The 25909-nt window shown below is 61.7% G+C and carries 30 protein-coding genes and 1 pseudogene; 4 read left to right on the top strand and 27 right to left on the bottom strand.

The window, feature by feature from the left end:
* The 8 genes from soxA to acuI all read right to left on the bottom strand — a co-directional run.
* Positions 1-547 (bottom strand): sulfur oxidation c-type cytochrome SoxA (soxA, locus tag AC1DUB_RS20345; RefSeq protein WP_477731017.1); only part of this gene is annotated, 547 nt, incomplete at its 3' end.
* Positions 548-646: 99 nt separating this feature from the next.
* Positions 647-958 (bottom strand): thiosulfate oxidation carrier complex protein SoxZ, encoded by a 312-nt coding sequence (gene soxZ / locus AC1DUB_RS20340; protein ID WP_477731016.1) that lies wholly within the window; start codon positions 956-958, stop codon positions 647-649.
* A 50-nt stretch (positions 959-1008) separates the two neighbouring features.
* Entirely contained in the window at positions 1009-1476 is a 468-nt protein-coding gene (soxY, locus tag AC1DUB_RS20335; protein ID WP_477731015.1) for a thiosulfate oxidation carrier protein SoxY, read from the bottom strand.
* A 188-nt stretch (positions 1477-1664) separates the two neighbouring features.
* Positions 1665-2891, bottom strand: a complete 1227-nt coding sequence (locus tag AC1DUB_RS20330) for a c-type cytochrome (RefSeq protein WP_477731014.1) — start codon at positions 2889-2891, stop codon at positions 1665-1667.
* A complete protein-coding gene (gene soxC / locus AC1DUB_RS20325; RefSeq protein WP_477731013.1) occupies positions 2878-4239 on the bottom strand; it encodes a sulfite dehydrogenase in 1362 nt (453 codons plus the stop codon). Before soxC ends, AC1DUB_RS20330 begins: the two co-directional genes overlap by 14 nt.
* Before the next feature lie 19 nt (positions 4240-4258).
* Positions 4259-4657 carry an ArsR/SmtB family transcription factor gene (locus AC1DUB_RS20320; RefSeq protein WP_477731012.1) on the bottom strand — a complete coding sequence of 133 codons (399 nt, stop codon included), beginning with the start codon at positions 4655-4657 and terminating at the stop codon, positions 4259-4261.
* 290 nt (positions 4658-4947) lie between these two features.
* Positions 4948-6888, bottom strand: a complete 1941-nt coding sequence (locus AC1DUB_RS20315; protein ID WP_477731011.1) for a propionate--CoA ligase — start codon at positions 6886-6888, stop codon at positions 4948-4950.
* A 60-nt stretch (positions 6889-6948) separates the two neighbouring features.
* Positions 6949-7932: an acrylyl-CoA reductase (NADPH) gene (acuI, locus tag AC1DUB_RS20310; protein ID WP_477731010.1), complete on the bottom strand. Its 984-nt coding sequence runs from the start codon at positions 7930-7932 to the stop codon at positions 6949-6951.
* 392 nt (positions 7933-8324) lie between these two features.
* On the opposite strand from acuI, the gene AC1DUB_RS20305 reads away from it, so the two are divergent.
* Positions 8325-8969 (top strand): 2OG-Fe(II) oxygenase family protein, encoded by a 645-nt coding sequence (locus tag AC1DUB_RS20305; RefSeq protein WP_477731009.1) that lies wholly within the window; start codon positions 8325-8327, stop codon positions 8967-8969.
* A gap of 123 nt (positions 8970-9092) precedes the next feature.
* Here AC1DUB_RS20305 and AC1DUB_RS20300 read toward each other — a convergent pair whose 3' ends face one another.
* The 15 genes and pseudogenes from AC1DUB_RS20300 to AC1DUB_RS20230 all read right to left on the bottom strand — a co-directional run bounded on the left by AC1DUB_RS20300 (position 9093) and on the right by AC1DUB_RS20230 (position 20928).
* Positions 9093-9482 carry a hypothetical protein gene (locus AC1DUB_RS20300; RefSeq protein ID WP_477731008.1) on the bottom strand — a complete coding sequence of 130 codons (390 nt, stop codon included), beginning with the start codon at positions 9480-9482 and terminating at the stop codon, positions 9093-9095.
* Between the two features lie 141 nt (positions 9483-9623).
* Positions 9624-10268, bottom strand: coding sequence for a dihydrofolate reductase family protein (locus AC1DUB_RS20295; RefSeq protein ID WP_477731007.1), 645 nt, complete (start codon positions 10266-10268; stop codon positions 9624-9626).
* 76 nt (positions 10269-10344) lie between these two features.
* Positions 10345-10698: a nuclear transport factor 2 family protein gene (locus AC1DUB_RS20290; protein WP_477731006.1), complete on the bottom strand. Its 354-nt coding sequence runs from the start codon at positions 10696-10698 to the stop codon at positions 10345-10347.
* Between the two features lie 72 nt (positions 10699-10770).
* Positions 10771-11181, bottom strand: a complete 411-nt coding sequence (locus AC1DUB_RS20285; protein WP_477731005.1) for a VOC family protein — start codon at positions 11179-11181, stop codon at positions 10771-10773.
* A gap of 453 nt (positions 11182-11634) precedes the next feature.
* Positions 11635-12423 (bottom strand): methyltransferase domain-containing protein, encoded by a 789-nt coding sequence (locus tag AC1DUB_RS20280; protein ID WP_477731004.1) that lies wholly within the window; start codon positions 12421-12423, stop codon positions 11635-11637.
* A 197-nt stretch (positions 12424-12620) separates the two neighbouring features.
* Entirely contained in the window at positions 12621-13421 is an 801-nt protein-coding gene (locus tag AC1DUB_RS20275) for a transporter substrate-binding domain-containing protein (RefSeq protein ID WP_477731003.1), read from the bottom strand.
* Positions 13422-13562: 141 nt separating this feature from the next.
* A pseudogene (locus AC1DUB_RS20270) lies at positions 13563-14000 on the bottom strand (glyoxalase superfamily protein); the annotation flags it as partial.
* A gap of 144 nt (positions 14001-14144) precedes the next feature.
* The gene (locus AC1DUB_RS20265; protein WP_477731002.1) at positions 14145-14957 is read right to left on the bottom strand and encodes an alpha/beta fold hydrolase; all 813 of its coding nucleotides are present in this window, start codon (positions 14955-14957) and stop codon (positions 14145-14147) included.
* A gap of 359 nt (positions 14958-15316) precedes the next feature.
* Positions 15317-15955 (bottom strand): isochorismatase family protein, encoded by a 639-nt coding sequence (locus AC1DUB_RS20260; RefSeq protein ID WP_477731001.1) that lies wholly within the window; start codon positions 15953-15955, stop codon positions 15317-15319.
* Between the two features lie 109 nt (positions 15956-16064).
* The gene (locus tag AC1DUB_RS20255; RefSeq protein WP_477731000.1) at positions 16065-16520 is read right to left on the bottom strand and encodes a DUF2721 domain-containing protein; all 456 of its coding nucleotides are present in this window, start codon (positions 16518-16520) and stop codon (positions 16065-16067) included.
* A gap of 85 nt (positions 16521-16605) precedes the next feature.
* On the bottom strand, positions 16606-17949 hold the full coding sequence (locus tag AC1DUB_RS20250) for a type II toxin-antitoxin system HipA family toxin (RefSeq protein ID WP_477730999.1): 1344 nt from the start codon (positions 17947-17949) through the stop codon (positions 16606-16608).
* A complete protein-coding gene (locus AC1DUB_RS20245; protein ID WP_477730998.1) occupies positions 17946-18287 on the bottom strand; it encodes a helix-turn-helix domain-containing protein in 342 nt (113 codons plus the stop codon). Before AC1DUB_RS20245 ends, AC1DUB_RS20250 begins: the two co-directional genes overlap by 4 nt.
* Positions 18288-18514: 227 nt before the next feature.
* Positions 18515-19795 (bottom strand): Hsp70 family protein, encoded by a 1281-nt coding sequence (locus AC1DUB_RS20240; RefSeq protein ID WP_477730997.1) that lies wholly within the window; start codon positions 19793-19795, stop codon positions 18515-18517.
* The gene (locus tag AC1DUB_RS20235; RefSeq protein ID WP_477730996.1) at positions 19792-20316 is read right to left on the bottom strand and encodes a hypothetical protein; all 525 of its coding nucleotides are present in this window, start codon (positions 20314-20316) and stop codon (positions 19792-19794) included. The genes AC1DUB_RS20240 and AC1DUB_RS20235 overlap by 4 nt, the downstream gene beginning before the upstream one ends.
* Before the next feature lie 144 nt (positions 20317-20460).
* Positions 20461-20928, bottom strand: a complete 468-nt coding sequence (locus AC1DUB_RS20230; protein WP_477730995.1) for a nuclear transport factor 2 family protein — start codon at positions 20926-20928, stop codon at positions 20461-20463.
* Positions 20929-21085: 157 nt separating this feature from the next.
* On the opposite strand from AC1DUB_RS20230, the gene AC1DUB_RS20225 reads away from it, so the two are divergent.
* Together AC1DUB_RS20225 and AC1DUB_RS20220 are read left to right on the top strand one after the other, a co-directional pair.
* Entirely contained in the window at positions 21086-21664 is a 579-nt protein-coding gene (locus AC1DUB_RS20225; RefSeq protein WP_477730994.1) for a TetR/AcrR family transcriptional regulator, read from the top strand.
* Between the two features lie 281 nt (positions 21665-21945).
* On the top strand, positions 21946-22164 hold the full coding sequence (locus AC1DUB_RS20220; protein WP_477730993.1) for a hypothetical protein: 219 nt from the start codon (positions 21946-21948) through the stop codon (positions 22162-22164).
* Between the two features lie 23 nt (positions 22165-22187).
* Here AC1DUB_RS20220 and AC1DUB_RS20215 read toward each other — a convergent pair whose 3' ends face one another.
* The 4 genes from AC1DUB_RS20215 to AC1DUB_RS20200 are packed head-to-tail and all read right to left on the bottom strand — an operon-like array spanning position 22188 to position 25084.
* Positions 22188-22496: a hypothetical protein gene (locus AC1DUB_RS20215; RefSeq protein ID WP_477730992.1), complete on the bottom strand. Its 309-nt coding sequence runs from the start codon at positions 22494-22496 to the stop codon at positions 22188-22190.
* A gap of 21 nt (positions 22497-22517) precedes the next feature.
* Positions 22518-23234 carry a hypothetical protein gene (locus AC1DUB_RS20210; RefSeq protein ID WP_477730991.1) on the bottom strand — a complete coding sequence of 239 codons (717 nt, stop codon included), beginning with the start codon at positions 23232-23234 and terminating at the stop codon, positions 22518-22520.
* Positions 23235-23242: 8 nt separating this feature from the next.
* On the bottom strand, positions 23243-24262 hold the full coding sequence (locus AC1DUB_RS20205) for an MlaD family protein (RefSeq protein ID WP_477730990.1): 1020 nt from the start codon (positions 24260-24262) through the stop codon (positions 23243-23245).
* A gap of 18 nt (positions 24263-24280) precedes the next feature.
* Positions 24281-25084: an MlaE family ABC transporter permease gene (locus AC1DUB_RS20200; protein ID WP_477718070.1), complete on the bottom strand. Its 804-nt coding sequence runs from the start codon at positions 25082-25084 to the stop codon at positions 24281-24283.
* Positions 25085-25216: 132 nt separating this feature from the next.
* Between AC1DUB_RS20200 and AC1DUB_RS20195 the strand changes: the two genes are divergently transcribed.
* The gene (locus tag AC1DUB_RS20195; protein ID WP_477730989.1) at positions 25217-25870 is read left to right on the top strand and encodes a LysE family transporter; all 654 of its coding nucleotides are present in this window, start codon (positions 25217-25219) and stop codon (positions 25868-25870) included.
* Positions 25871-25909: the final 39 nt, after the last annotated feature.

Below are 25909 nucleotides of genomic sequence, written 5' to 3'. Positions count from 1 at the left end.
CCCCATGGCAGGACGCGCAAGAGAAGTCGTAAGGGCCGCCGCGCAGGTAGAACACCTTCTTGCCGACTTCATRCATCAGCTTTTCCTGCGCGTGGGCCTGGGGCAGGTTGAAGTTCATGCCGCGCGATTCGCCCGAAATATAGGCGACCAGCGACTCGATGGTTTTTTGCTCGCCAGCACCGAAGCTGGTTTTGGCGATTTCGGCCGCGTTGAAACCCTGCAGCTGCTCCATGCAAGTGAGCAGGCGCGACTCGAGGTCCTGCACGCGCCGGGTGTCCGCAAAGAAGCGTGGCAACTCGACAAAAGCGCCCTTCACCACGCCGGGACCTTTGCCCAGGTCGCATTTTTCGAGCGAAGCATTCTTCGGACCGCGTGCCTGTTTCCAGATCAGCTCGCCCTTGGCCTCATACAGCTCGGCAGGGTTGCCATCGGCCAGCATCGCACGGTACTCGGCAATGCCCTCGGCGGTGCTTTTCTGCGCGGCCGCGGACAGGGGAAAAACCGCCAGCGCGGCCAGTGCCGCAAGCCCTAACAGGCTTAATTTCATCGTGGTCTCCTCAAGCGTTATTCGCGTTATTCGTTATGGTGGGGTCGCACCCGAAGCTGGTGCGGCGCGGGTGCGATATCGATACTTCGATACTGCCGTTCAGGCAATGACGGCTTCGTCGCTTCGTTTGTCGCCGTGGTTGTCGGTCCAGCTCACCACGATCTTGTCACCGGCTTTGCCGCCCTTGAAGCTGAACTGCACAAAGGGATTTTTGGACACGGCCGTACCCCATTGGGCGCTCATCACGGTTTTGCCGTTCCAGGTGGCGTTGATGGTCTGGATAAACCAGGCGGGCACGGTCTTGCCTGCGGCGTCCTTGCGCTGACCGCTCTCCATTTCGTGGCTCACCAGCACTCGGACCGTGGTTTTATCACCTTGGGCCTGGGCCCGGATTCGCATTGGATCTGACATTTTTTCTCCTGACTTGAACTGTGATTGACGTGAGACCGGGGCGCGGCAACCTAGCCGCCGCAACCGCCCAGCGTGACTTTCACTTCTTTCACAGCGTAAAAATACTTGTCGCCGACTTTGGCCAGCGCATACACATTGGACGACTGGCCCATCTTGATGTTGGTCGAGACGCTGGCATCGGTGCCGGCCGGAATATCGAACAGCGCCGCCAGTGCGCTGGGATTTTTTTCAACCACGAAGGCAATCTGAGTGGTGTTGGCCATGCTGCTTTGCGCGCCAACGCGCACCACGCTGCCGTTTTCGGCAATCTCCGGGGCTTGCAATACCAGTTCCTTGCTTTCAACCGGTGCGCTGGTGGCGCCCAGGGCTTTGGCGGCCTCCGCGAAGGATTTGCTTTCAAAAGCCACCTTGTTCCAGGCAGGCGCATTTTGCGCGTAGGCCGGCGCCAAGCCAGAAGCAGCAGCGAGGGCCAGCGCAGTGGCGCCAGAACTGCTGGCTAAAAATTCACGACGTTCCATGATTTGAACTCCTTATCCTTATTTATCTAACTTCGATGTCTTGAAACCTGAGCATCATTGGACACAAACCGAAACCACCGGGCACCGGGAGAGGATTTCTCCCAAACGATATTTCGGCGCAGTACCCACCATTGTTCATTGTTCCGGTGCCGGTCTTTCAACGCGCACCAGTTTTAACACTTCACCCTTCATTGCCTGGCACCCAAGGCCAACCACCGGGCAACCCGGGCCGATTCGGCCGGGCTCAAGGACTGCGCAGGCATGGCCATGGAGCCCCAGACGCCCTGTCCACCTGCCTGGATTTTGCCCGAGAGGTAATTCACCGCATCGGCATGATCTTTATATTTGGCGGCAATCTCCCTGAACGATGGGCCGACAAGTTTGCTGTTCATGCCGTGGCAGGCGACGCAGGCATTCTTCTGCAGCAGCGGCATGACCTCCGCAGAACCTGCGGGGACAGCCATGGCAGTGGGAGCGGCGGATGCCATCGCGACAGTTGCTACTTTTTCCGTAGCGCTACCACTCGACCGCTCGTATTGGGCTACATCACGATGCGACCCAAAATCCGGGGCCTGGGGCGGCCGTGTGGTGTCGGCCCCGCGGCTGACGCCCACCAGGCGCGACTGGTCCGCCAGGTTACCGTGCGCATTGCGCGCGTAGTCCGGCAAAAAGCTTTTGACAACAGCTTCAGCCTTGCAGTCTTTCATGCAGGCCGAGCCCTGCACGTCGGGCCGCGCCACACCACCGAGTTCCTTGCCGGGCCATAGCGCGTGCGCGGTGGTCATGCCATGGCGGTTGGGGAGACGGGCCTGCACCTCGCGGATGTTGCTGTCCGACAGCGTGAAGTCTGCGGGCAGCACATTGCCCAGATGCAGGATATAGGCGGTAGCGGCATACACCTCATCGGCCGTCAACGTTTTGGGTGCATTCCAGGGCATGGCACGGTTGATGTAGTCCCACAGGGTAGACAGCGTGGACAACTTCATCAGCGTGGTGCGATGGGGCTGGTTGGCTCCCGGCAGCAGGCCGTCCACCCGGCCGGACTGAATGTCCCGGGCCGTCACGCCCCCCACCAGCGGCGTGAATATCTCCGACGACTCGGCAAAACTGCCGTGACAGGAAGCACACTGGGCTTCCCACAAGACCTCACCCTGGCGTACCGAGCCCTGCCCCTTGGGAAGCCCCTTGAAGTCAGGCCGGACATCAATGTCCCAGGCCCTGATTTCTGCGGGCGTGGCGGTTCGACCAACACCCGCAATCCCCGGACCCGCACCCGCACCCGCCGGCGAAACCAGCGCTGCTGTCTGCTTTGGCGCTGGCAGGGATTGCGCCTGGCTTGCGCCCGCACCGAGCATCCAGGCACAAGCGGTCAGCCGCCAGGCTCCCTGGAGCAGCCTGAACCTAGATCTGGACATTTTTCACCTCGCCGTTTTCCTCCAGCAGCCATGACTGGATGGCGTTGTTGTGATAGATGCTGCGCGAGGCGCGCACCTTGCGCAATTCGGCGTAGGTCGGCTGGATCTGCCCGGTTTCATCCACGGCCCGGCTCTGGAAAATCACCGGCTTGCCGTCCCAGACAAAGTCAGCGTTAAAGCGCGTCAGGCATTTGGAAAGCACCGGCCCCTCGAGCCTGGCTGGTGCCCAGTTGCGCCCGCCGTCGGTCGATACGTCCACCCGCCGGATCTTGCCGCGCCCGCTCCAGGCCAGGCCCGTGATGGTGTGAAAACCCTTTTGCAGCAGCACCTGGCCGCCACTGGGCGAGGTGACCACGCTTTTAACTTCCTGGATGCTGGTGTACTGGCGGTGCGTGCCGTCGGGCAGCAAATCGACGTAGTGGATGGTCTCGTCCTTCGCACCGTAGGGCATGTCACCCACTTCAATGCGCCGCAGGTACTTGACCCAGCTGACGCCCTGCACGCCCGGCACGATCAGGCGCAAGGGATAACCGTTTTCGGGCCGCAGCATCTCGCCGTTTTGCCCGTAAGCAACCAGCACCTCACCATTCATGATCAGGCTCATGGGAATGGTGCGCGTCATGCCAGAGCCGTCCGCGCCTTCTGCCAGGATGAATTTGGCGCGCCGGAAGTCCGCACCGCACAACTCCAGAAGGGTGCGCAAGGGCACGCCGGTGAATTCACTGCAGCTGAGCATGCCGTGGGTGTATTGCACCGTGGGCACTGCCGCATTGCCCCACTCCATGCCGGTGTTGGCTCCGCACTCGATGAAATGCATGCGGCTGACACTCGGCAGGCGCATCACGTCGTCCATGCTGAACACTATGGGGCGCTTGAGCATGCCCTCGTCGGAGCCATTGACCATCAGCCGGTGCTGGGACGGATCAATATCCCACCAGCCTTGGTGGTGCCGTTCAAAATGCAGGCCGCTGGGCGTGATGATGCCGAAAAGTCCCTGAAGCGGACAAAAGCTGACACTCGACTGGGCGACCCGCGTCAGGCCCGGGCTTTCACGGCGTTGCAGGTTCTTTTCCCACTCGCTGGGCAGGCCATAGCCCCTGGCCGCCACTGGCTGGCCGAGGCCCTTGCCATGAGCCGGCAGGTTGAGGATTTCGTCGGCACCCGCCCCCAACGCAGTCGCTGCACTTGCGTTCGCGGCTGTCTGGGCACGGGCCTGACCTGCCGCCATCACCCCGGCGGCGGCTGAAAACGCTCCCGCCAGAAAACCGCGGCGTCCTGCCCTTACTTCCTGGATCTGCTCGCGGCTCAAAAAGTTTTCAGGCGCACGTTGAATGAATCCGCTCAACATAGAGATCAAACTTTCGGGGTCAGGCTGGGCGGCCGCGGGTATTGGCTTGGGGAGCTTTGGGCGTGAGGCTCTCGGTCACCGGCACGGCATCGGGCTCATCCAGCTCGATGGCAATCTGGGTACAAACACTTCGGCACAAGGCCACGGCCTTTTCGCTTTGCACGCGGTAAATCACCTGCGTGCCTTCCTTGCGCTTGGCCAGCACACCAGTGCGGTAGAGCACCGCCAGATGCTGCGACAGATTGGGCTGCGTGGTGTCGATTTCAGACAGCAGCTCATTGACCGACTTTTCCCGCTCGCACAAGGCGCTCAGCACTCGCAGGCGCATCGGCGTGGCCAGCACCGCAAACAACTCGGCGGCCAGTTCAAACACGCGCCCCTGCTCGGTCTTCGCACCGGCCTGGATCATCTGGTTCATTGGGTTTTCACGGGCTTGACCCTTAAATATAAGCAATTACTGATATTTTGATCGCGCGCCGTTAAATGTGGCTCCGTAGATACCCTTGGATAGACCTGGAAGGGCTGCGCCTCCAGGCATCTATTCCGCTGCACCTTGCGAAGGATGGCGCCTTGCTCAGGCGTGGCAGCATGAGAACCTGCCTTGAAGGCGCCGGTTAAAACGCCTTCAAAGCGATCTCAGGAAATCCTCGAACGACAGGGGGGCGTTGCAGGACGCCGGAAGTCAGCAGCGCTTTGCCGCAGGTGCTCTCAGACGCCTGCCACGCGGTCGCGGATCTGCTGCAGTGCCGCCGGGTCGTCCATGGTGGTCAGATCACCCGCATCGCGCCCTTCGCACACCGCCTGGATGGCGCGGCGAAGCAGCTTGCCGCTGCGGGTTTTGGGCAGCGCCGTGACAAAGCGAACCCTGGCAGGCCTCGCGACCGCGCCCAGGTCACCATCCACGCGCTTCATGATCTCGCCTTCCAGCTTGAGCATCGCCGCGCCGTCCTGCAACAAACTCGCATCCTTGAGCACGGCAAACGCCATGGCCACCTGCCCTTTCAGCGCGTCGGCCACGCCCACCACCGCCACCTCGGCCACCAGGGAATGGCCGGAAATGCTTTCCTCAATCTCGCGCGTGCCCAGACGGTGCCCGGCTACATTGATCACGTCGTCGGTTCGGCCCAGGATGAAGTAGTAACCGTCTTCGTCGCGTATGCCCCAGTCGAAGGTGCTGTAGACCATCTTGCCCGGCACGGTCTTCCAGTAGGTGTTGACAAAGCGCGCGTCGTCTTGCCAGACGGTTTGCATGAAGCCTGGCGGCGTGGGGCCTTCAAGCACCACAACGCCTTTTTCGTTGGGCAGCGTCAGCTCTTCGCCGGTGGACTCATGCAGCAGCTTGACGCGGTAGCCATACATCGGAACCCCGGGGCTGCCAAACTTGCTGGGCGTGCGCTCCACACCGTTGGCCACCGTCAGCAGCGGCCAGCCCGACTCGGTTTGCCAGTAGTTGTCGATGATGGGCACACCCAGCCCATCGCTGATCCAGCGTGCCGTCGGCTCATCGAGCGGCTCGCCCGCCAGAAACAGCGCACGCAGGCTGGACAAATCGTGTTTTTTCAGCAGCGCCGGGTCCTGCTTTTTCAGCACGCGAACCGCGGTGGGCGCGCTGAACATCGCCGTCACCTTGTATTTTTCGACCAGGCTCCACCAGATCGCGCCGTCGGGCTGGCCGTCCATGCCCTGCGTCGGCAGGCCCTCATACATGATGGTCGCCATGCCGGCGATGAGCGGGCCATAGACGATGTAGCTGTGCCCGACCACCCAGCCAATGTCGCTGGTGGAGAAATAGGTTTCACCCGGCCGGCCGTCAAAAATATGTTTCATGCTGGCCGCCAGCGCCACGGCGTAACCGCCCGTGTCGCGCTGCACGCCCTTGGGTTTGCCAGTGGTTCCGCTGGTGTAAATCGTGTAGCTGATGGCGGTGGAGTCCAGCCACTCACACGGCACCTGCGCATCGACGTGCTGCTGGCGCAAATCGCCCCACAGAAGATCACGCCCCGCCACCAGCGCCATGGGCGCCAGCTTCCGGTCCACCAGCAACACCGATTCGGGCTGGTGGCTTGAAAGGCGTATGGCTTCGTCGAGCAGCGGCTTGTACGCCACCACCTTGCCGCCGCGCGAGCCGGCATCCGCGCTGACAACCACTTTGGGTGTGGCGTCGTCAATGCGCGAAGCCAGCGAGCCGCTGGCAAAGCCGCCAAACACCACGCAGTGAATGGCACCAATGCGTGCGCAGGCCAGCATGGCAAATGCCGCCTCGGCAATCATCGGCATGTAGATCAGCACGCGATCTCCCTTTTGCACACCCAGCGCCTTCAGGCTGGCCGCCATGCGCTGCACTTCCACATGCAGCTCGGCAAAGGTATAGGTTTTTTCCTGGCCGGTTTCGCTCGACACATAAATCAGCGCCGCCTGATCTGCCCGCTCCTTGAGGTGCCGGTCTACCGCGTTGTGGCACAGGTTGGTCTGCCCGCCCTCATACCATTGCACAAACGGCGGCTTGTCGTAGTTGCACACCCGGTCAAACGGCTTGTGCCAGTCGATCAGTCGGGCCTGCTCGGCCCAGAAGGCGTCGGGCTGGTCTATCGAGCGCTGGTAGAACGCTTTGTAAGTTTCTGCCTGCGTGTTGCTCATCGTGTTGCTCATCGCTTTGTCTCCGGTTTTATCGCTTGTCGGCTTCATGCCCCACTTCATAGCTTCATAGCTTCATATCTTGACGACCACCCGGCCGCGCACCTTGCCTGCCATCAGGTCGGCAGCCCTGGCAGGCGCCTGGGCCAGTGGCACTTCTTCAATCATGGCGTCGAGTTTGGCCGGATCCAGATCCTGCGCGAGACGAGCCCAGGCTTTCTGGCGCCTGGGCAGTGGCGCCATCACGCTGTCGATACCCACCAGCGTCACGCCGCGCAAAATAAACGGCATCACGGTCGCCGGAAAATCCGCCCCCTGCGCCAGCCCGCAGGCCGCCACCACACCGCCGTAACGCGTTTGTGCGCAGGCATTGGCCAGCGTGTGCGAACCCACCGCGTCTACCACGGCAGCCCAGCGCTCTTTTTGCAGCGGTTTGCCGGGGGCCGAGAGTTCGGCCCGGTCCATCACCCCCGCGGCACCCAATTGCTTCAGGTAGGCCTCTTCACTGGCCTTGCCCGTGGCGGCCACCACGGTATAGCCCAGCTTGCTGAGCAGGGCCACGGCCACACTGCCCACACCACCCGTGGCCCCGGTGACCAGCACTTCACCGCCCGCAGGCTGCACCCCATGCTGCTCCAGAGCCAGCACGCACAGCATGGCGGTGTAGCCCGCGGTGCCGATGGCCATCGCCTGGCGGGTGGTGAACGCAGCCGGCAGCTTCACCAGCCAATCGCCCTGCAGCCGCGCGCGCTCAGACATCAGGCCCCAGCGCGTTTCACCCAGACCCCAGCCGTTGTGCACAAACCGGTCGCCCGGCTTCCAGTCCGCATGGCTGGACTCGAGCACGGTGCCGGCGCCGTCAACGCCCGCCACCATGGGCCAATTGCGCACCACCGGCCCCTGGTTGGTGATGGCCAAGCCATCTTTGTAATTGAGCGTGGAGTACTCCACCATGGCCAGTACATCGCCTGCCGGCAATTGTGATTCGTCGATATCGGTGATGGCGGCGGCAAAACCGGCGTCGGCGTCGGATTTGGTGAGTTGAAGTGCTTTGAACACGCGTTGTCTCCGTAATGTTTATCATCAAACTGAATTCTTAATTATTGATAACAGACTTGCGGCTAGCTGACGAGAGCCGGGAAATAGGGTGCGACTCCGGTTTTTGCACTGCTTCGGCCCGGATCGGCATTCGGGCACTGTAGCCCCCTGGACCTTCAGGCTCGAAACCACCCCATATTCACGGGCGCAAGGCTCATCTTGAATAAATCCGCCCTCCCCCTTCCCCGATTTGCCGCTTGGCGCACCATCGCAGTTTCATCGCAGTGCTCCTCTGAATTAACTATGATGAAACAGGACAAGCAAGCGCGGTAGCCACTGTGAAAGGCCTTTGCGCACAAGGGCTACGGATCCTTGCGGTGGCGCCGGGTCCGATTTTTCGGAAGCCTTGACCCATGGACAAAAACACTCGTCAGTGGTCAGAGTCGTCGGAAGTCATTTCGATGTTTCCCAGCCTGGTCTGGAAGACCCAGGTTGAGCCAGGCCTGCGTGATGCCATCTGCACGCGTATCCTGGCAGCACTGGCCGACATCAGGCGCGACGCGCCCCCGCTCAAGGCGGGACAGGGATGGCAATCGGTACAGGATTTTCACCAACACGAAGCGATGCGCGAACTCGTCCCGTGCATCGACCACTGTGCAGCCGGCATCCTCCGATTCCTGTGCATTGGCAAGATGGACTACGAGATCACCGGCTGCTGGGCCACCGTTTTGGCCCCCGGGGCATCGCACAAGCTGCACAGCCACCCCAACAACTTTCTCAGCGGCGTTTACTACGTCCGCACCGGTGAAGGCGCCGACACCATCAACTTCCACGACCCCAGAAAGCAAGCCAGCGTCATCAGGCCGCCAGTCACCGAACTCACGGCGCAGAACACTGACCAGGTCGTGGTCCGGGTGCGCGAGGGCACGCTTTTATTGTTCCCCTCCTACCTGGAGCACTCCGTCGATGCCAACGGGAGCGCAGACGAGAGAGTCAGCATCAGTTTTAACCTGATGTTTTCCTCGTTCGCCCAGCAACTCAGCAAGCCGCTTTGGTGAGAACGTTCGAAGCGCAAGAAACCTGTCACCCGTGATTCAAATCAGCGAGGTCGTTGTGGGGTGAGACGTCGCGGTCCGGCTCCAGCATGGAGCTGCCGTTGGGTCCATCGGGGTCACCCGGGCTCAGCAGGCTCTGAACCGCGCGAACCCCGCGTGGAGTTCATGCACCCGCACAATCCCGTTCCCCAACATCCGGGCCTTTTGTCGCATCTGCTCCACCAGCTCGTCGCTCGGCTTGCCGTAAACGTCTATCGTCAGCAGCTTGATGAACTCCGCGAACCTGGGGAATAAGGGGCCCGCAACCTTCATGTGGAAACCCAATGAAGCGGAGTCAGCATGGACATGGACGACGCTCATCCGGGTGCCGTCTCCCCCAAAGTACACGTTGTAGGCAATCAGCCTCGGTTCGTTGGCCTCAATGAACTCGACCAACTCGCTCATGGCCGTCTTGAGCTCCTTGAGCTTTCCGTCACGAATCTCGGAGTTGTCGATGTAGACGATAGGCTCAGACATGCTGCGTTCTCCTGTCTTGTCCAAAGTGCACTGTGCACACCGCCCGGCATCCAAAGTAAGTCGACGCCGCAGGCATTGACCGATGGCATGGACTCCCCCGTTTTTGCCTGTGTTCGGCAACCTCGCTGATATCAGCAACCTTCAGCGCCTCGCAAACTTCAGATGCGTCACCTTTGGCCTGGCGACCGTCCGCACAAGATCGAGGCCGTTCAGGTTGTCGCCGACTCCCTCGAACAACCGCTCACCGCTGCCAAGAAGCGTCGGTACGAGATTGATTTCCATCTCGTCCACGAGTCCGGCTGCGAGATACTGCCGGGCAGCATTCGCCCCACCTGCGAGCGACACATCCTTGCCGCCCGCTGCCTGACGCGCGCGTTCGAGCGCCGCGTGGATGCCGTCGGTCACAAACGTGAAGGTCGTCCCTCCCTCCAGTTCAAGTGGTTCACGCGCGTAATGCGTGAGTACAAACACGGGATGATGGAACGGCGGATTGACGCCCCACCAGCCCTTCCATGGATTTTTGGCATCCCAGGGGCCGGGGTGTCCGCCAAACATGTTGCGCCCCATCACCGTCGCGCCGATGTTGGCGATCGACTCCTCGACGACCGGGGTACTTTCGTTGACCTCCCCGCCTTCCAGACCAAGGAGTTCACGAAACACCGCAAGCTGAAAGGCCCACTCATGAAGACGCCCGCCGCCGATCCCGAGCGGGTTCTTCACGCTCTGGTGGGGACCCGCAACAAAGCCATCAAGCGACATTGAGATTTTGAAGCGCAGTCTGGACATGTCTCAATCTCCTGTTGAATCCTGGTGACTTCTGATGACTCCTTGTGACCTGTTCCAGTCAAAGATCAGGCGCTATTCATGCCTTCAGCTCGACTACATACGATATGAGGCGCTGAATCTTTGCGCCCCGCGTTTCAAAAACATCGCAGAAAACTGCATCAAGTACACCGCCGGCCCTCCTGGCGCATTGCACCGTACCCTCGGCCACCACGACGTCACCCTCTTCGGTCATGCGAGTAACGCCTATGGTGGGCCTTCCCACGAATGCATCGTTCTCGATCTCCCTGTCGAAGGCAGCCTTTCCCCTGAGGTGAACCGCGCCCGGGATGACCCACTCCACATCATCGGTCAGGCACGCTAAAACGCCCGCGTGGTCAGACCGGGCGAAGGCCTCCATGTATCTCTGCACTGTTTCCTTTTTCTCGCTCATGTTTTGTCCTTCGCTGAATTTGAGGCCGCATTCGTAGCCAAACAGCACTGGCGGCACCACAAGGTGGAAGAGTCAGGTGGCGGTGTCGGTTTCCTTCCCCGGCTGCCGGGCGTAGCTGACCGTCAGGGCTTCCCACACGTGTCCGTCCGGTTCATTCCAATAGACGATCCGGCCGCCATGCTGAGTATTGATCTGCATATCAACCGGGCCGTGCGGGGTGCTCCTGTACTCAATGCCACAGGCCCTGATTCTGGACAGGATGTCGTCAAACTCGGCCTCGCTCACGCGAAAGCAGTAATGCAGGATGGGAAAGGTGCCATCGGCCTGGTCGAAGTCCAGCGTCAAGCCCTCATTGACATAGACCGGGCAAAACGGGCCGACGCCGGACTCTGCCCACGGCACGCCCAGCAGAGTAGCCAGCAACTGAGCCGCAGCTTTTCTGTCCCGGGCCGGAACAATCGCGTGGTCAAGTTGAACGCTCATTGTGAAGTCCTTCACCTGTAGCTGCGGATCGGCGGGTCGTGACGCCTGACGAGCGAAAGAGCCCTCCCCGTCCCGAGCCAGCCGCGCGTCGCGAGACTTGCGGCTTACGGCTTACGGCTTACGGCTTACGGCATCAAAGTGCCACGGTGGAAAGCTGAAGCCCTTCACCAAACGCCTTCGGCCGGGGCAATCATGGGAATTATCACCATCGGAGTCGATCTCGCCAAGCGCATCCCTGCCATGCACGGAATGCGCCAACAGATATGCCGGCATTGCTCATGGGACGCCAACGACGCAGTTCGCCGGGCGGTACGAGCGACGCTCCTGCGACGCCGGAGCATTCGATGGTTCGGCGTCATCGGGACGAAGCGCAAGCGCGCCCAGCCGCAGGGAATGGCTGCAGCCAAAATTGGCGGGAGATGCGGCAAAGCCGCATTCCCGGCGGCTGCGATTTCAATCCTTTGTCGCGACGAGCGAGACGCTCTTCACGCCGTATTTTCGCGTCGCACCTTGGGCATTTTTCGAAATGAACTGGTACTGCGGGTTGTCCCTCACCTGTGTCACTCGCAACCCCGCGGCCTCGATCGCCGAGGTGTAATCGCCGACCTGCATCGCGCCTCCGATGCAAGCGGCCCAGAGCGTCGCGTCGCAGGTGATGCCTTCGGGCAACTGCGTTTCGGTGACGATATCGGCGAGGGCAAGCCGCCCTCCCGGCTTGAGCAGACGCGCGGCCTCGCGAAAGACCGTCCTTTTGTCCGGCGCGAGGTTGATCACGCCGTTGCTGATGACCGCGTCGCACGACGCGTCAGCAAGTCCGGTCGCGTCGATATAGCCCTTGCGGTAGGCGACATTGCCGAATCCCGCTGCGGCGCGCAGGCGATCCGCTTTGGCGAGTTGCTCGTCGGTCATGTCGACGCCGATCACGGTGCCAGTCTTGCCGACCTTGCCGGCGGCGATGAAGCTGTCCATCCCCGATCCGCTGCCGAGATCGACCACCGTCTCGCCTGCCTTCAGTTGGGCGAGGTCAAAGTAGTAGCCCACGCCTGCAAACGAATCGATGGCTTCGCTCGGGATGGCATCGAGGTCGGCGGGCGCATAGCCGAGCCGCTCCGCAAGCGCACGTCCCATTTCGAAGTGGAACTCGCCCTGCGGATTGAGGGCTACGTCGCGATACATCGCCTTGACCTTTTGCTCGAGCGCCGTCGTGTCGAGGCGCCCTGTAAGTTCTGTTGCGGTTTCCATTTTCAAGATCTCCTTGGTGAGTTGACGTGTCCCAGAAACGCTGCCCTCATTGCCCAGGATACGGTCGCATCAAAATCAGCTTCAGCCGGTTGCCCCGTGACGCGCGGGGCGACGCTGGACGAGCTGATGCGACCACAAGCGGGATGAGCGTAATTCTTCTCCATGCTTTCTCCTCGTTGGTGCTGCCCGAACGCGCCTCATTTAAGCGGAGCGACGACTACGCCGCGCAGGCCGGCCCGCTCGATCGCGGACTTGACCAGCCCCGCCGCTTTCGCCTCCTCGACGAACTTGCCGACGTACACAGCGGCGGCGGCATTGCGCCCCTTGGGCACGCCCAGGCTGATCGGCTCGACCAGAATCCGGCCGTCGAGAACCCGTGAGCCCGGCCGGCTCGCGGCCCCGACGAAGAGAGCTGGTTTGGTTGCGGCAATCAGGTCGGCTTTTGCGGTATCCAGCAGGGCGTAGTTTTCGTCGAGGCTCTTGACGCGAACCAACGCCGCATTCTTCAAAGTGCTTGAAAGATGGAGGTCTCCGCCGGACTTTTCGAGTACCCCGATCCGGATCCCGGCCTTGTCCACGTCCGACGCCGTGGCGCTGGAAACCCCAGCGCGGGCAAGGTACCCGTACTCGACTTCCATGTAAGGCGCCGAGAAATCCATCGCCGCCGCGCGCTCGGCATTGCTTCCCATCAGCGCGACGTCCCATTCGCCAGACTTCGCGCCGCCGAGCAACGCGGGCGGGTTGGGATAAACAACCGGATGGAACGGCACGCTCACGCGGCGCGCAAGTTCCTTCCCGAGATCGACCGCAACACCTTTGAACTCGCCTGTCGCGGAATCCTTGGTCGCATAGATTGGCGCCGAGAGGAATGCGACCCGGAGCTTGCCCGTCGGCGCTACTGCAGCTCTTGTCTCCGGGGTCACACCACCGAGCATTCCCGCGCAGCCCCCAATGAACAGCCCGACAACCCCGGCACATAACCAGTCACGCATTCGCATGGCGTCCTCCTTTGAAGTTACCGTTGCTCACAACGAATTGAGGTGAACAACGGCCAACGAGGCTACAGACCAGGACGGAGTTCGCCAGTGTGCCCCACCGGTGGATGTCCGTTCGACTGATGGACTCCCCCGTTTTCTGCGTCACATTGGCGCACTGGCCTTCATTGGCGCGCGGATCAGTGTCTCCAAACAACGGGAGTCCGACATGAATGCTACTACCGTTCCCATCGCTCTTGCAATGTCTGTCTGCCATTTGGGGCCGATGAGCACTGGCGGCTTATTGAAACTGAACGCTGGTTTGTCAACGGAGCCAGGGCTGCTCATCATGGTGTCTTGCGGTTCGGTCCACACACAACCAGGCCCACTGACTCGATGAGCGGGAACGATGAAATAGACAACACCGCCCACCTGGCAGTCGTCGCCAGTGTGCTCGGTCAGGAAGATTGTTTGACCACCACGCGTCAATTGCAGGAACAGGGGGAAGCCAGGCTCAAACTGATGCTGCCAATCGGCCGAAAAGCCCAGGCCTTCCACGTAAAACGCCAAGCCGCCACGTGCGTTCGTGATTCTGAGTTGCGGGAATAACTGTTTGCGTTACAGGCTCATTCTCCCATTCCGTCTTCCGTCGTTGCAGCCTGCGACCAGTGAGATGCCAGCACACACATTGCCGTTAAAAGCCTCTCCGGCCGAGGCACACGCAAGGAACGCAGTGCGTGTCGGGCTCTACCGCACGCTCGCTACTGCACTCGTCCAGTCGATAATTTCCTTGATCGAAGCCGATGGTGCGCCCAAGTGACTGGAGTTTGGCTCATACAACCTGGTACGAGGATTCCTTGGAAGCGCATCAAACATTTGCTGCTTGATTTTAAGCAGCCCCGGATAGTCGTTCGTCGGGACGATGAACAAGACAGGGGTGGCCGGATTCATGCCTTGAACTGCTTCCAGCTGGTTCATGGCGCCCTGCGGATCGAACCAGGTCAAGTAGGCTGCAGGAGGGGCAATCACAGGGTAGGCTCCCTTGGAGCCCTCAAAATCAAAAAGCCGTGCTTTCTCGACACCCTTGCCTTCGGCGACGAGCCTGCGTGCCAGCTCGACGGATTCACCCAGCTTTTCCCGAAATAACGAGCTGCCAACACTTCCCCCGGGAGCAATCGCAATCACACCATCGATCGCATGCCTGGTTCCGAAATACAGTGCGAACAGCCCGCCCTGGCTGTGCCCGGCAACAAATACCTTTTGAGCACCTTTGCCGCGTAGCGAACTCAATACCGCCTCAACTTCTGTTTCAGCCGCACCGACAGGGACATCGTAATTTCGGCCTCCAGACCAGGGCATCTCCAGATTTGCGACGAGATATCCCTGCCCCTCAAGTGGCGAGACCAGATCCGCGATATGTCTCATCGGGGAGCCACCCTTGCCATGCATAAGCACGATGCCAATCTTGTTGCTGGTTTCAGCGATCGCACTCTGCGCCAGGATTGCGCCAACGATCGGAAAAGTCAGGGCGAACAAAATGCGGTAAAAAATTGAAGCCATTACTTTCTCCTTAAAAGGGCCAACCGTTTGACTTGAGCTGTGCCGTCAGGCGTCGCTTGGAGGAAGGTTAGGCCTCGAGGGACTTACTGTAGGAATGGTGGAGCGACCGGCGCCATCGCCACCCACAACATGGTGCCGCTCTTTCTCGTGGCGCTGGAAGCGTCCCCCGAAAACTGAGCACAGCCACCGAAAATGGGCACACGATCAGCCCCTCCCAACTGCTTCACCCCAGCGCGAACCGGCCCCCGCTGCGTGCCACCACCCACCATCCTGCTGCTGCGCGATACGCCAGGCGGCATCGAGGTACTAATGACACGCAGCTCGGTGCGGCGGTCATTGGAGTCAGATTCCAGTTTCCACTACTTCACCAACCCCAAAAAATCATTGAACGCCGGGTGCTCCGCCGTCCGCAGCCACTCAAACGCCACCATCTCGGTCGTCACCAGCTCGGCGCCGTTGCCAGCCAGTCGGTCAAAGGCAGCGTCGCGGTTGCGCTCGCTGCGTGAGCTGCAGGCGTCGGTGACGACCCAGACCTCAAACTCTTCTTCCAGCAGCTCCAGCGCGGTCTGCAGCAGGCACACATGGGCTTCGCAGCCGGCGATGACGATGGTGGTGCCCCTGCCCGCCTCTTCCTGCGGCGCTGGCTTCTGCAGGTGCTTGGGCAGGCTGCGCGCATTACCTCCCCCTGAAGCGCCGGCGGTCGCCTTGCGCACCGGTGGCCGCAGCCAGTCGCCCAGGCCATCGGCCACGGCGCTGAAATGCATCTTGGCCAGCGTCTTGCCGCCCGCGGCTTCAATGGCAGCCTGCACCTCGGGCACGTTGGGGCCCAACTTGTCGGTATTTTCCGTAGTGCCCCACACCGGCACCTCCAGCGCCTGCGCCATGCGAGCCAGGCGCACGGCGTTGGCGATCACGAGTTCGTTTTCGAAAATGGCGGGCATCAGGCGAACCTGGTAGTCCACCAGTACGAGTTGGGAGTCATCAGCATCAAGCAGCATGTCAAGTTCCGGGTTTTGTGAAGGGTTCAATTCGCGCAGGCACTGCCCTGCAAACGCTCGACCAGGTTGCTACTGGCCTTTTTGATGCTCGTATTTTGGCATTGCCGCACTACCGGGCAGGCAGTTGCGCAAACTTGAGCAGTTGGGTTGCCAGCAGCGTCTCGGCCAAAAAGCACACCAAGGCCAGCAGAAAACAGACCACGCCGGACAAAAAGCACACGGTGGCGATCTTGAGGGTGGGCAGATCACTCGTCTCGCCCAAAAACAGCAAAATAATGGTGGTACCGATCAGCATCGCGCAAAAAGTCAGCAAGGCAATGCAGCTGTTGACCAGCCATCCGCGATGCCTCAGTTGCTGCAGCTCGGCGTACATCTTCATGGCCCGGCTTTCCTCCACGCCGCCCGCTTCCAGCCGGTTTTCAAGAAGCCGTGCCCGGTCAATGATGCGGGCCAGGCGGCCAGCGACGGCGGCGATCATTCCAGACACCGCGGTCAACAAAAACACAGGCGCTACGGCCAGTTGGATGCCGTGGGTGACCGTCGCAAGGTCGGGCGCAAAATTCATGGGAGGCTCCAGATTTCGGGGGTGAAGTTCAGGGGTGATGTATTGTCAAACGGCAAGCAAGCACCGTGCAAGAACCCGGCAAGGCTCAGCCTGCAGCAGCCTGGCGGCCGGCACTGCCTGCGCGCCTGCGCCGCCAGCTCTGCACCGCGTCGCACGCTTCAAAATGCCGTAGCAGGTTCTGCTTCTGCTTGTCCAGCAAAGTGCTGCCTTCAATCAGGGCCGGCCAGGCGGTGCAGGCTTTTCCCACTGCGTCATTGAGCACGCCGCGCACACGGGTCTCGAACATGCCCGCGGCGTTGCAAAAGCTGCGCACAGTCTGCGGAGTGAGCCGCGCCTGTTTTTCGCCACCGGGCACAAAGCGCAAGGCATGGCCGCGGCCTCCCAGGTAGGCGGCATAGGCCACCACGTCATAGGCTGGAGACAGTTCCGGTGTGCGGCCATCGCGGTAGAGCACCCCGAAATTCTTCACATGCGCGTCGTAGTTGCCCAGCATCTCATTGATCATTGCGCGGCGGATCAGCTCTTCGGCTGCATCCTCGCCGCGCCGCCCCAGACCCATGCCGCCCCGTAGCGTGCTGGCCATGGTGGCGTAGGTAGCGGCCGGGTGCGTGTATTTTTCTTCGGGCTGTATGCGCAGGATCTGCGCGAAGTCTTCGCAATGAATGTGCCCCTCGGGCCCGCGGTCAAAGCGCCTGACCGCCAGGAAATGCCTGCTTTCGCCCAGTACAAAGGGCTGCTCGGCCACTATCTGCTCCAAGGGGGCCAGCCATGCGGTGCAGACGTCTGCGCCCGCGGCCTGCGCCAGCCGCAGCGACAACTCTTCCACCTCGGGCAGCAAGGCATATTCAACCGTCGGCAGCTTAGCAATGATGTGCGTGCCCTGCACGTCCCGGGTCCGCGCCACATAACGCCCATGCTGCGCGACCAGTGCAAGCTTGGGTTGCACGCCCGACAAGGAGGTGGCCTCGGGCAGAGGGTCGGCCGTGACGGACATCTCCAGCGCATCGTTGTGCTGGGTCACCACAGCGGCGAGTGCGTCGGTATCCAGGTGAGCAGGGTACGCATAGACATTGCCCGGCAAGTCGGTGCCGCAGGCGGCCAGCAGGTCGAAGTGGTCACCCGGCCCGCAGCCGCGCAGCTCTTCCAGGTGGCGGCGCAGCGGCCCCTCGGGCAGCAGGTTCTGGAAAAAAGCCGGCAGGCGGCCACCTTCCGCATTGAAAAAAGGCGTGCTGACGTAGCTGCGCCAGAAAATTTCACGGCGCTGGGGATCGTCATCGGTGGCGGCCCACGAAAGAACCGGTGCGTCAGGCCGGGACCAGAAGGATGGGTCAGGAACAAAGCGCGTGAGCGCGGTGTTGCCCGTGCCGTACCGGAACAGCAGCCCGGCACGCAGGGAGCCCACGTAGATGTCGAGTGCCAGGACGTTCATTTGGGCAATTGGCCTTTGGCACCGGCCTGGGAGCGAAGCCGGGTTTGCGCAATGATGCGGTCCACCTGGGAAAGCGCCGGCTCAGGCCCCTCTGCAGTACCCGCACCAGCGTGCGCCTCCAGCCCCGCCGCAAGTACTTTGGGCAGCAAAAGCACTTCCAGCCCCAGTTGGTCGGCAATGGCCATCAAGGTGGTGATGCGCGGTGCGGTACGGCCCTGCAAGGCGCTGCGCACCGACAGGGGCGTCAACCCAGTCTTCTCGGCAATGGTCTGGTAGTCGAGCTTGAGGCGCTGCCGCTCGGCCTCCAGCTTGGTCGCCATCTCAAACAGGGTTTTCATGATAGAAAAGTATCTCTTTCCATGTAATGGATAGTATTTTATCCATCAATCCCAGAAATACAATATTTAACTATTCTTTTTTGCAAATAACAATATAAAACTATTGCTACGCTACATGGTGGAGGCCAGCCCCGTTCAGTCTTGAAGGCGAGGGGTTGCTGCGCAACTCCGGACTCTCTCCGGGCTCGATCAGATGCTCTTGCGCTATCAGTGCTTTAGGTGCCCTGCTAGGCAAACTTGCGGCTGGCATCCAGCGCAAGCCCGGCCCCAATGCTGCCGAACAGGTCACCTTCCACCCAATGGGCGTCGGGCATCAGCGCAAGAATTCTCTCGCGCAGCAAAGGTACGCCGCTGGAGCCACCCGTGAAAAACACCGTGTCAATGCCTGAGGCCGCGACACCGGCGTCACGCAGCAGCCGTGCCACGGTTTGCGCCACAGAAGCCACCAGCCCCTCGATGGCACCGTCCAGATCCGCCCGTTGCAGCGTCACCGTCTCCCCGGCAGCGATACGGCCGATGTCAATTTGCGCCTCGGCTGCGTTCGACAGGGTAATCTTGGCCTCTTCAACCTGCAGCGCGAGCCAGTGGCCGGCGCGCTGCCTGACCACGCTCTGCAGCCGCTCCAGCTTGACCTTGTCACGCGCTTCGCGGTGCATGTCGCTGATCTGCGACCAGGACTTTTTGCTGTAGGCCTGGTTGATGGTGTGCCAGGTCGCGAGGTTGAAGTACTGCGCTGACGGAACTTCGCGGCCGCTCTTGAGCAGGCTGCCCAACCCCAGGATAGGCATCATGCTGGAAAGGCTCAGGTACTTGTCGAAATCCGTGCCACCAATATGCACGCCACCGCTGGCCAGGATGTCGTCGCGCCGCTCCGGGCGGCCGGCACGCTCGGGCGACAGCCGGATCAACGCAAAGTCTGAGGTGCCGCCGCCAATGTCAACCACCAGCACCAGTTCTTCACGGGTGATCTGCGACTCGTAGTCAAAGGCCGCAGCAATCGGCTCGTACTGGAAAGCGATGTCGCGCAGGCCGGCCTTGCGGGCAACCTCTTCCAGCGTACGTTCGGCGCGCTGGTCGGCCTTGGGATCGTCGTCCACAAAAAATACCGGCCGGCCGAGCACGGCACGGGTAAATTCACGCCCGGCCGCGTGCTCGGCGCGGCGCTTGAGCTCGCCCACAAACTGCGCCAGCAAATCCCTGAACGGCAAGGCCCGGCCCATCACCTCGGTGTGGTCGTCCATCATCGAGGTGCCGAGCAGGCTCTTGAGGGAACGCATCAGGCGGCCCTCATGCCCCGCCAGATAGTCCGCCAGTGCGGCACGCCCATAGCTGACGTGGGCATCTTCGGCGTGAAAAAACACCACCGAGGGCAGCGTCAACTTGCCGTCTTCGAGCGGCAGCAACAGGGAGGATGGAGCGCTTTGCCCGGGCCGTCTCCAGCCCGTCGTGGAGTTGGACGTCCCGAAGTCAATCCCGCATGCGTCAGCCACGTCAGTCAGGCTGCTCATCGCTCAGCCGGCTTGCGAAAGTCGTTCTCAACCCAGGCCACCGCGCTGGCACGGCTGAGCTTGAAGGACGGCTGCACGCGAACCTGCGCCAGCTGCTCGCCGCTGTCGTCATGGGCGGTAAGCAGGGCATGGGGGTTGTCTTCGTCCGGGACGATGTCGAGCGAGACGGTGACTCTGGATGATTTTGCCGTCACCGTGATGCGCTGGTGCAGCGTGGCATGCAGTTGCTGCTCGTGCCTGCGGACAAATTCGGAGGCGGTTTTCACCAGCGTGCTAAAGGCCGGCCCGTCAAGCGGTTTGGGGTTCTTCTTGTCGCGCCCCATGGTCCAGGGGCCGACCAGCGCGGGCTCCGGCTGGCCATCCTTGATCATGGCGACCGCCCAGCCGTCGTCGTCTTCGTTCTTGAGGACTTGCGCCGTCCATCCGTCGCCGCGCCACAGGCGGGCCTCTTGTGTTTTGGGGAAATGCGCGGAAGCGGGTTCTGCGGCGAGATCAGGCGGCGGGATGCGGGAGTCGGTCAATGCTCAATCACTCAGGTCAGGAAGGCAGGCCCATGACCGCTCGGTAAGCGGCACTGCGGGTTGGGGGCCAGATTTTACAGTTTGCCCCCGCCGGAGTGGCCGCCCGGCCAGGAGACCTTCAAACAGCGCCTTCCGCCCGCCCGTTCAAAGCCCCAAATCGCTCAGGCCCGGATGGTCATCCGGCCGGCGGCCCAGCGGCCAATGGAACTTGCGGTCGGCCGGCTTGATGGGCAGGTCGTTGATACACGCGTGCCGCACGGCCATCAGGCCATTGCTTTCAAACTCCCAGTTTTCGTTGCCGTAGGAGCGGAACCAGTTGCCTGCGTCGTCGTGCCACTCATAGGCAAAGCGCACGGCAATGCGGTTGCCGGCAAAAGCCCAGATCTCCTTGATGAGGCGGTAGTCCAGCTCGCGGGCCCATTTGCGTGACAACAAGCCGACGATTTCCGCACGGCCAGTCACAAACTCCGCCCGATTGCGCCACTTGCTGTCGGCCGTATAGGCCAGCGATACCCGCTCCGGATCGCGCGAGTTCCAGCCGTCTTCAGCGGCACGCACTTTCTGCACTGCGGTTTCGAAGGTAAAAGGTGGCAGTGGTGGTCTTGTTTCCATGAGGACTCCTTGAGTTTGAACAGTTGGGTAGTTGAATACACAGTGAATACGCAGCAGGTAGACAAACTTGTCTACCTGTCGGAATTTTGACACAAGTAGACAGATCTGTCTACAATACCTTCATCGCTATTGAATGGATGTTTGAATGGATGTTCCGATGGACACTTCGACCCTGCCCGCGCGAGAACGCATCCTCGTGACCGCGCATGAGCTTTTCTACCGCGATGGCCTGCGCGCCACCGGCATCGACCGCATCATTGCCGAGTCCGGCGTGGCCAAGCTCACCTTTTACCGGCACTTTCCCAGCAAGGACGAGCTGATTCGAACCTTTCTCGATTACCGCCACGAGCGCTGGATGGCGTGGTTTGTCGACTCGCTGGGGCGCCATGGTGCGGCACCGGGCGGCGGGCTGAAGCCGCTCTGGAACGCCATGGCCGAGTGGTTCAATGAACCGGCATTTCGCGGCTGCGCCTTCATCAACGCGGTGGCCGAGGTGGGTGGCACCCTGCCCGGCGTGGTGCAGATTGCGCAGCGCCACAAGCAGGACATGCGCCATGTCATCGCCGACCTGCTGCCTGACGGCCCGGGCCGGGCAACCACGGCCGCAGCCGCAGCGCTGGCCGTTGACGGCGCCATTGTGCGGGCGCAAATGGATGGCAGCACCCCGGCGCTTGCCGGATTGCGCCGGTTGCTTGATGCGCTGGAGTCAACCGCCAAAACCGCACTCACAAGCTGAACCACCGCGACAAACCGCGACCCGGCTGCGGGATGAAGCCCGCAACGCCGCCCAAGTCCCGATGCACCCAATGCCCGATACCCGCTGCCGCGGAGCGGGCGCCACCGATTGCGGCGTGAACCCATTGTCGTTACCATCCCATTTCAGGGCTGGCATTTTTTTACAAAACAATGTTCAAGCCCAGTATGCTCAGCGGCATATAGCTACGTTTTTAATAGCAACATCACACCCGGAAAACCACATGCAGCCCCACCTGACCAAGCAGCAACCAGAGGTTTTCCATGAGTGAATGGGTCACAAAAATGCTGGCACTTGTTAAAAGTGGCAATACCTCGGCGGCGCTGGCCCAGATCAAGGCCACCACCAGCAGCAAGGATTTACACCACCTGCATGCGGCACTGGACAAAGCCCAACTGCTGCCGCGCCTGCCGGACCTGGGCACAGCCATTGACGACCAGCTGCAAGCGCTGGCGTCCCCGCGTTTGAGCCGCTCGCCTTAAACAGGCCCCGCTGTGTTCAGTGTTCAAGTCAGGGCGCGAATCTCGAACTGTGCATCGCCCATGTAGCGGTTTGGCCCCAGGGCGGCCGTCATCGCCGCGGATTCAGCTGCCTGCCACTGCGTGAAAATTTCAAGCTCAGCGGGTGTCAGGGCATCTTCCGCCGGTGTCTCGCCATAGGTCGCCACGAGCTTCATGTAGGCGGCATAGACGGGCGCGACCAGGCTGGCGTCTCCCAGTGTGGCTTCCAGCGCCTCCTTGAAGCGCCGCTGCGCCGCCTGCAGTTCCTCGTGGGAGGCGTCCTCAAAGGCGTAAAGCTTGAGGGTGTAGCTCAACTGGCGTTACTCACTTGTTACTCACTTGTTTTCTTTCGGCATTTCTTTTGCAGTTTCTTTTGCGGACGACTTTGCCCCTGAAGCGCTGCTCTGCGTGATGTCCATGCGCCGGCGCAACCGGGCGGCTTCTTCGAGGTCTCCGCCCTGCTCTGCACGCTGGGCCTGCACGCCCAGCCACGCCAGCAGCGGACGCCGCCAGCCCTGGGCCGAGGCGGTGTCGATAGCCTGCGCGATGACAGCCGGGTTGGCTTTGCCGGTTTGCAGCAGCACACCCGCGGCGACCAGTTGCGACAGCGGATCGGTCATGGACTTCAGGGCACCGGCATCGCCTACTGCTGCGGCGCGTTGTGGCGCCGGGAGCAAGGCGACGTCCTGGGGCTGAACCCGCCCGCCCAGGTAATCTGCATAGGCGCGCTGCGGCGCCGGCACATCCTGGCGCAGTTTCTCAAAGGCGGCGCAGGGTTCAAACACGAGGCTGGCCACACGGGTGGCGCAGTGCAGCAGTTCTGCTGTGGCCAGCAGGTCGGCGCGGCCGGTGCGCGCGAGCTGACTGCGTGCGCGCTCCAGCTCGGCCTGTTCCACACGGGAATTGCCTTCCATATATGCGGCCACGGAACGCTCCATGGAACCTTTCGCTTCGAGTTGCCAGTCTGGCGGCTTCGGGCCGCTGGCACACGCGCTGAGCAACAAGAGGGCAAGCGCTCCGAAGAGCGCCGTCAATTTCAGGGGGATGCTCATGGCGATACTCATGGCAGTTTCATCTCCGCATCACGGGCAAACGGCCATTTGCGGTTGATCTCGTTGACCAGGCTGTCCACCTTGCGCAAGCTGACGTCGACATCGGCCCGCAAGGCGCCCAGGTCGGCCGTGGCCTCTTTGGCGTTGGACGTGACGGCCTGCGCGTCTTGCAGCAGGGCATCCACCTTTTTCAGGCTGGTGCGGGCCTCGCCCAGCATGGTATTGAGTTGAACAATGGTGGCGCGGGTTTCGGGCATCACGCCATTGGCGCCAAAGACCTGGGTGTCGGTCTTGGCGGCAATGGCGTCGAGCTTGGTCAGCAGCGCATTGGTGCGGTCCAGCGTGGCGACCAGCTTTTGGGCCTCGGCTTCGCTGCCCAGCATGACGGTCAGCACGCCGCCGGGTCCGTTGAGCCGTTCGGTCAGGATCTGCAGGTTGGCCATGCTGGCGCCCACCGCGCCGGTGCTTCCCGTCAGAGTGTTGAGGTTTTCGATCAGATCCTTGGCGGCAGCAATGACCTTGGGGACTTCCGCGCTGGCGTCACCCTGGAGCACGGTTCGCACTGCGCCATCGGGCAACGGCGGGTCTTTCAGCAGGCCGGTGTAGGCGCGAATGTTGGTGCCGCCCACAATGCCGCGAACCAAGGTAAACACGCTGGTGGTGCGCAGCCAGTGGGCGTCCTTGCTGGCCACATCAACCAGGATACGGGCCTTGCCGTCTTCCGCGAGTTCTATGCGCCGCACACGGCCGATGGGAAAACCTGAAAACGTGAGATCCATGCCGACGACGACGCCTTCGGAATCCTCGGAAATCAACACCAGCCGCTGGGTGCTTTCAAACGCGCCCCGGGCATACATCACATAAAGCGCCGAGCCGCACACCAGCAGCAGCATAAAGATCAGCAGCAGCCGTGCCTTGAACTCCAGGTTGGCCACCTGCGCCGGTGATGGGGCGGACGCGCGCGCCGGCTGGAGCGGGTCCGACGAGCCGGGGTCCGGCGGGGTGGAGGGATCGTGGGGTGAACTCATGGGTATGCGGTTTCCAGGTCAATAGTAGTTGCCGACCAGCGAGGCCACTTCGATCAGCAAAATCACGGCGAACATGCGGACCAGCCCGCGCATCTCGGCGCTGGTGCGTACGCTGGTGCCGGCCATGCCGTACAAGGCCGAGGCCATGGGGATCAGCGACACGGCCAGGCAGAAAAACAGGGTTTTGAGGACGAAGATCAGCGTCACCGCGGGGCTGAACACCTGGCCAAAAAGACGGGTGTAGGCGGCCAGGCCCGACAGGGAAAAGCCATAGGTCGCCAGGTAGGCCACCACCAGCGCCACCACGCTGCTCAGGGCCGCAAGCGTGATGCCGGAAAACATGCCCGCCACCACCCGCGGCAGCACCTCGCGCCGCACCGGCTCGATGCCTTGGCGCCGCATCTCGTCAAGTTCGCCGCTGGCCTGCATCGCCATGAGTTCGGCGCCGTCGGGGATGGTGCAGCGCAGCGCTACAAACAGCGCCGCGGTCAGGGGAATCAGCTCCAGCACCAGCACGCGGATGACGACCTGCAGCGCGTATTGCGACAGGCCGTAGCTCAGCGCCGTGACCAGCACGATGCGCGTGAGCACCACGGTGACCAGCGCGCACAGCACGGTAAACCCCAGCAGGATGGGCGCGGTATTGAGGTAGATGTGGCGCGACAGCACCAGGCGGCTTTCGCGGTTGTAGCTCGAAGGCGACAGCGTCAGCACCAGAATCAGCGCGCCCAGGTGCACCAGGCGCCACCATTCGATCACCCACCGCTGGGCAGCACGGCCTGTTTGCGTGAGTCGACCTTGCCAGGATGCCGTTGAAGCCATTGAACCATGATACCTGTGGGTAAACTTGATGCATGTAGGAGGCGTGCGTTTTCGCGCCTCTCCATCCACTCCATCCTCTTCGAACCGCTTCCGTACGCGTAGTCCCTGACCCCTCATCACCGCAAAAAACCCATGGCCATTGACACCTGGACCGCCTATTTCCTCGCCTCCATCCTGATTGCGATTTCACCGGGCTCGGGCGCCGTCCTGGCCATGAGCCACGGCCTGAGCTACGGCGTTAAACGCACGCAGGCCACCATCGCCGGGCTGCAGGCCGGTTTGCTGATGATCCTGGTGGTTGCCGGCGCAGGCGTTGGCTCGCTGCTGTTGGCATCGGAGCTGGCTTTCAACATTGTCAAAACCCTGGGGGCCGCCTACCTGATGTACATAGGCTGGTCACAGTGGCGTTCATCGGACGCCATCATGACGGATGATGTGGGTGCCCCAGCAAACGACGCGAGCGTTCCGTCATCGCGCAAACGCTGCCTCACAGGCTTGCTGACCAATGCGACCAACCCCAAAGGCATCCTCTTCATGGTGGCCGTACTGCCGCAGTTCATCAGTCAGAGCCGCCCGCTCTGGCTCCAGCTGCTGGTCATTGGCATGACCACGGTGGCGGTGGACACCGTGGTGATGCACGGCTATGCCTTTGCCGCCAGCAGACTGCAACCCCTGTTTAAAGATGCCCGCGCCATCAAGGTGCAGAACCGCCTGTTTGGCGGCCTGCTGATGGCGGTGGGTACGGGCCTGTTTTTCGTCAAGCGCGGCCAGCAGGCTGCGCATTAGACATTTCATTTGCCATTAAAACGATAGCTGTCTGCATCA

This window comes from Polaromonas sp. P4_F9, assembly GCF_056401235.1.
This window is presented reverse-complemented; position numbering and strand designations above follow the sequence as displayed.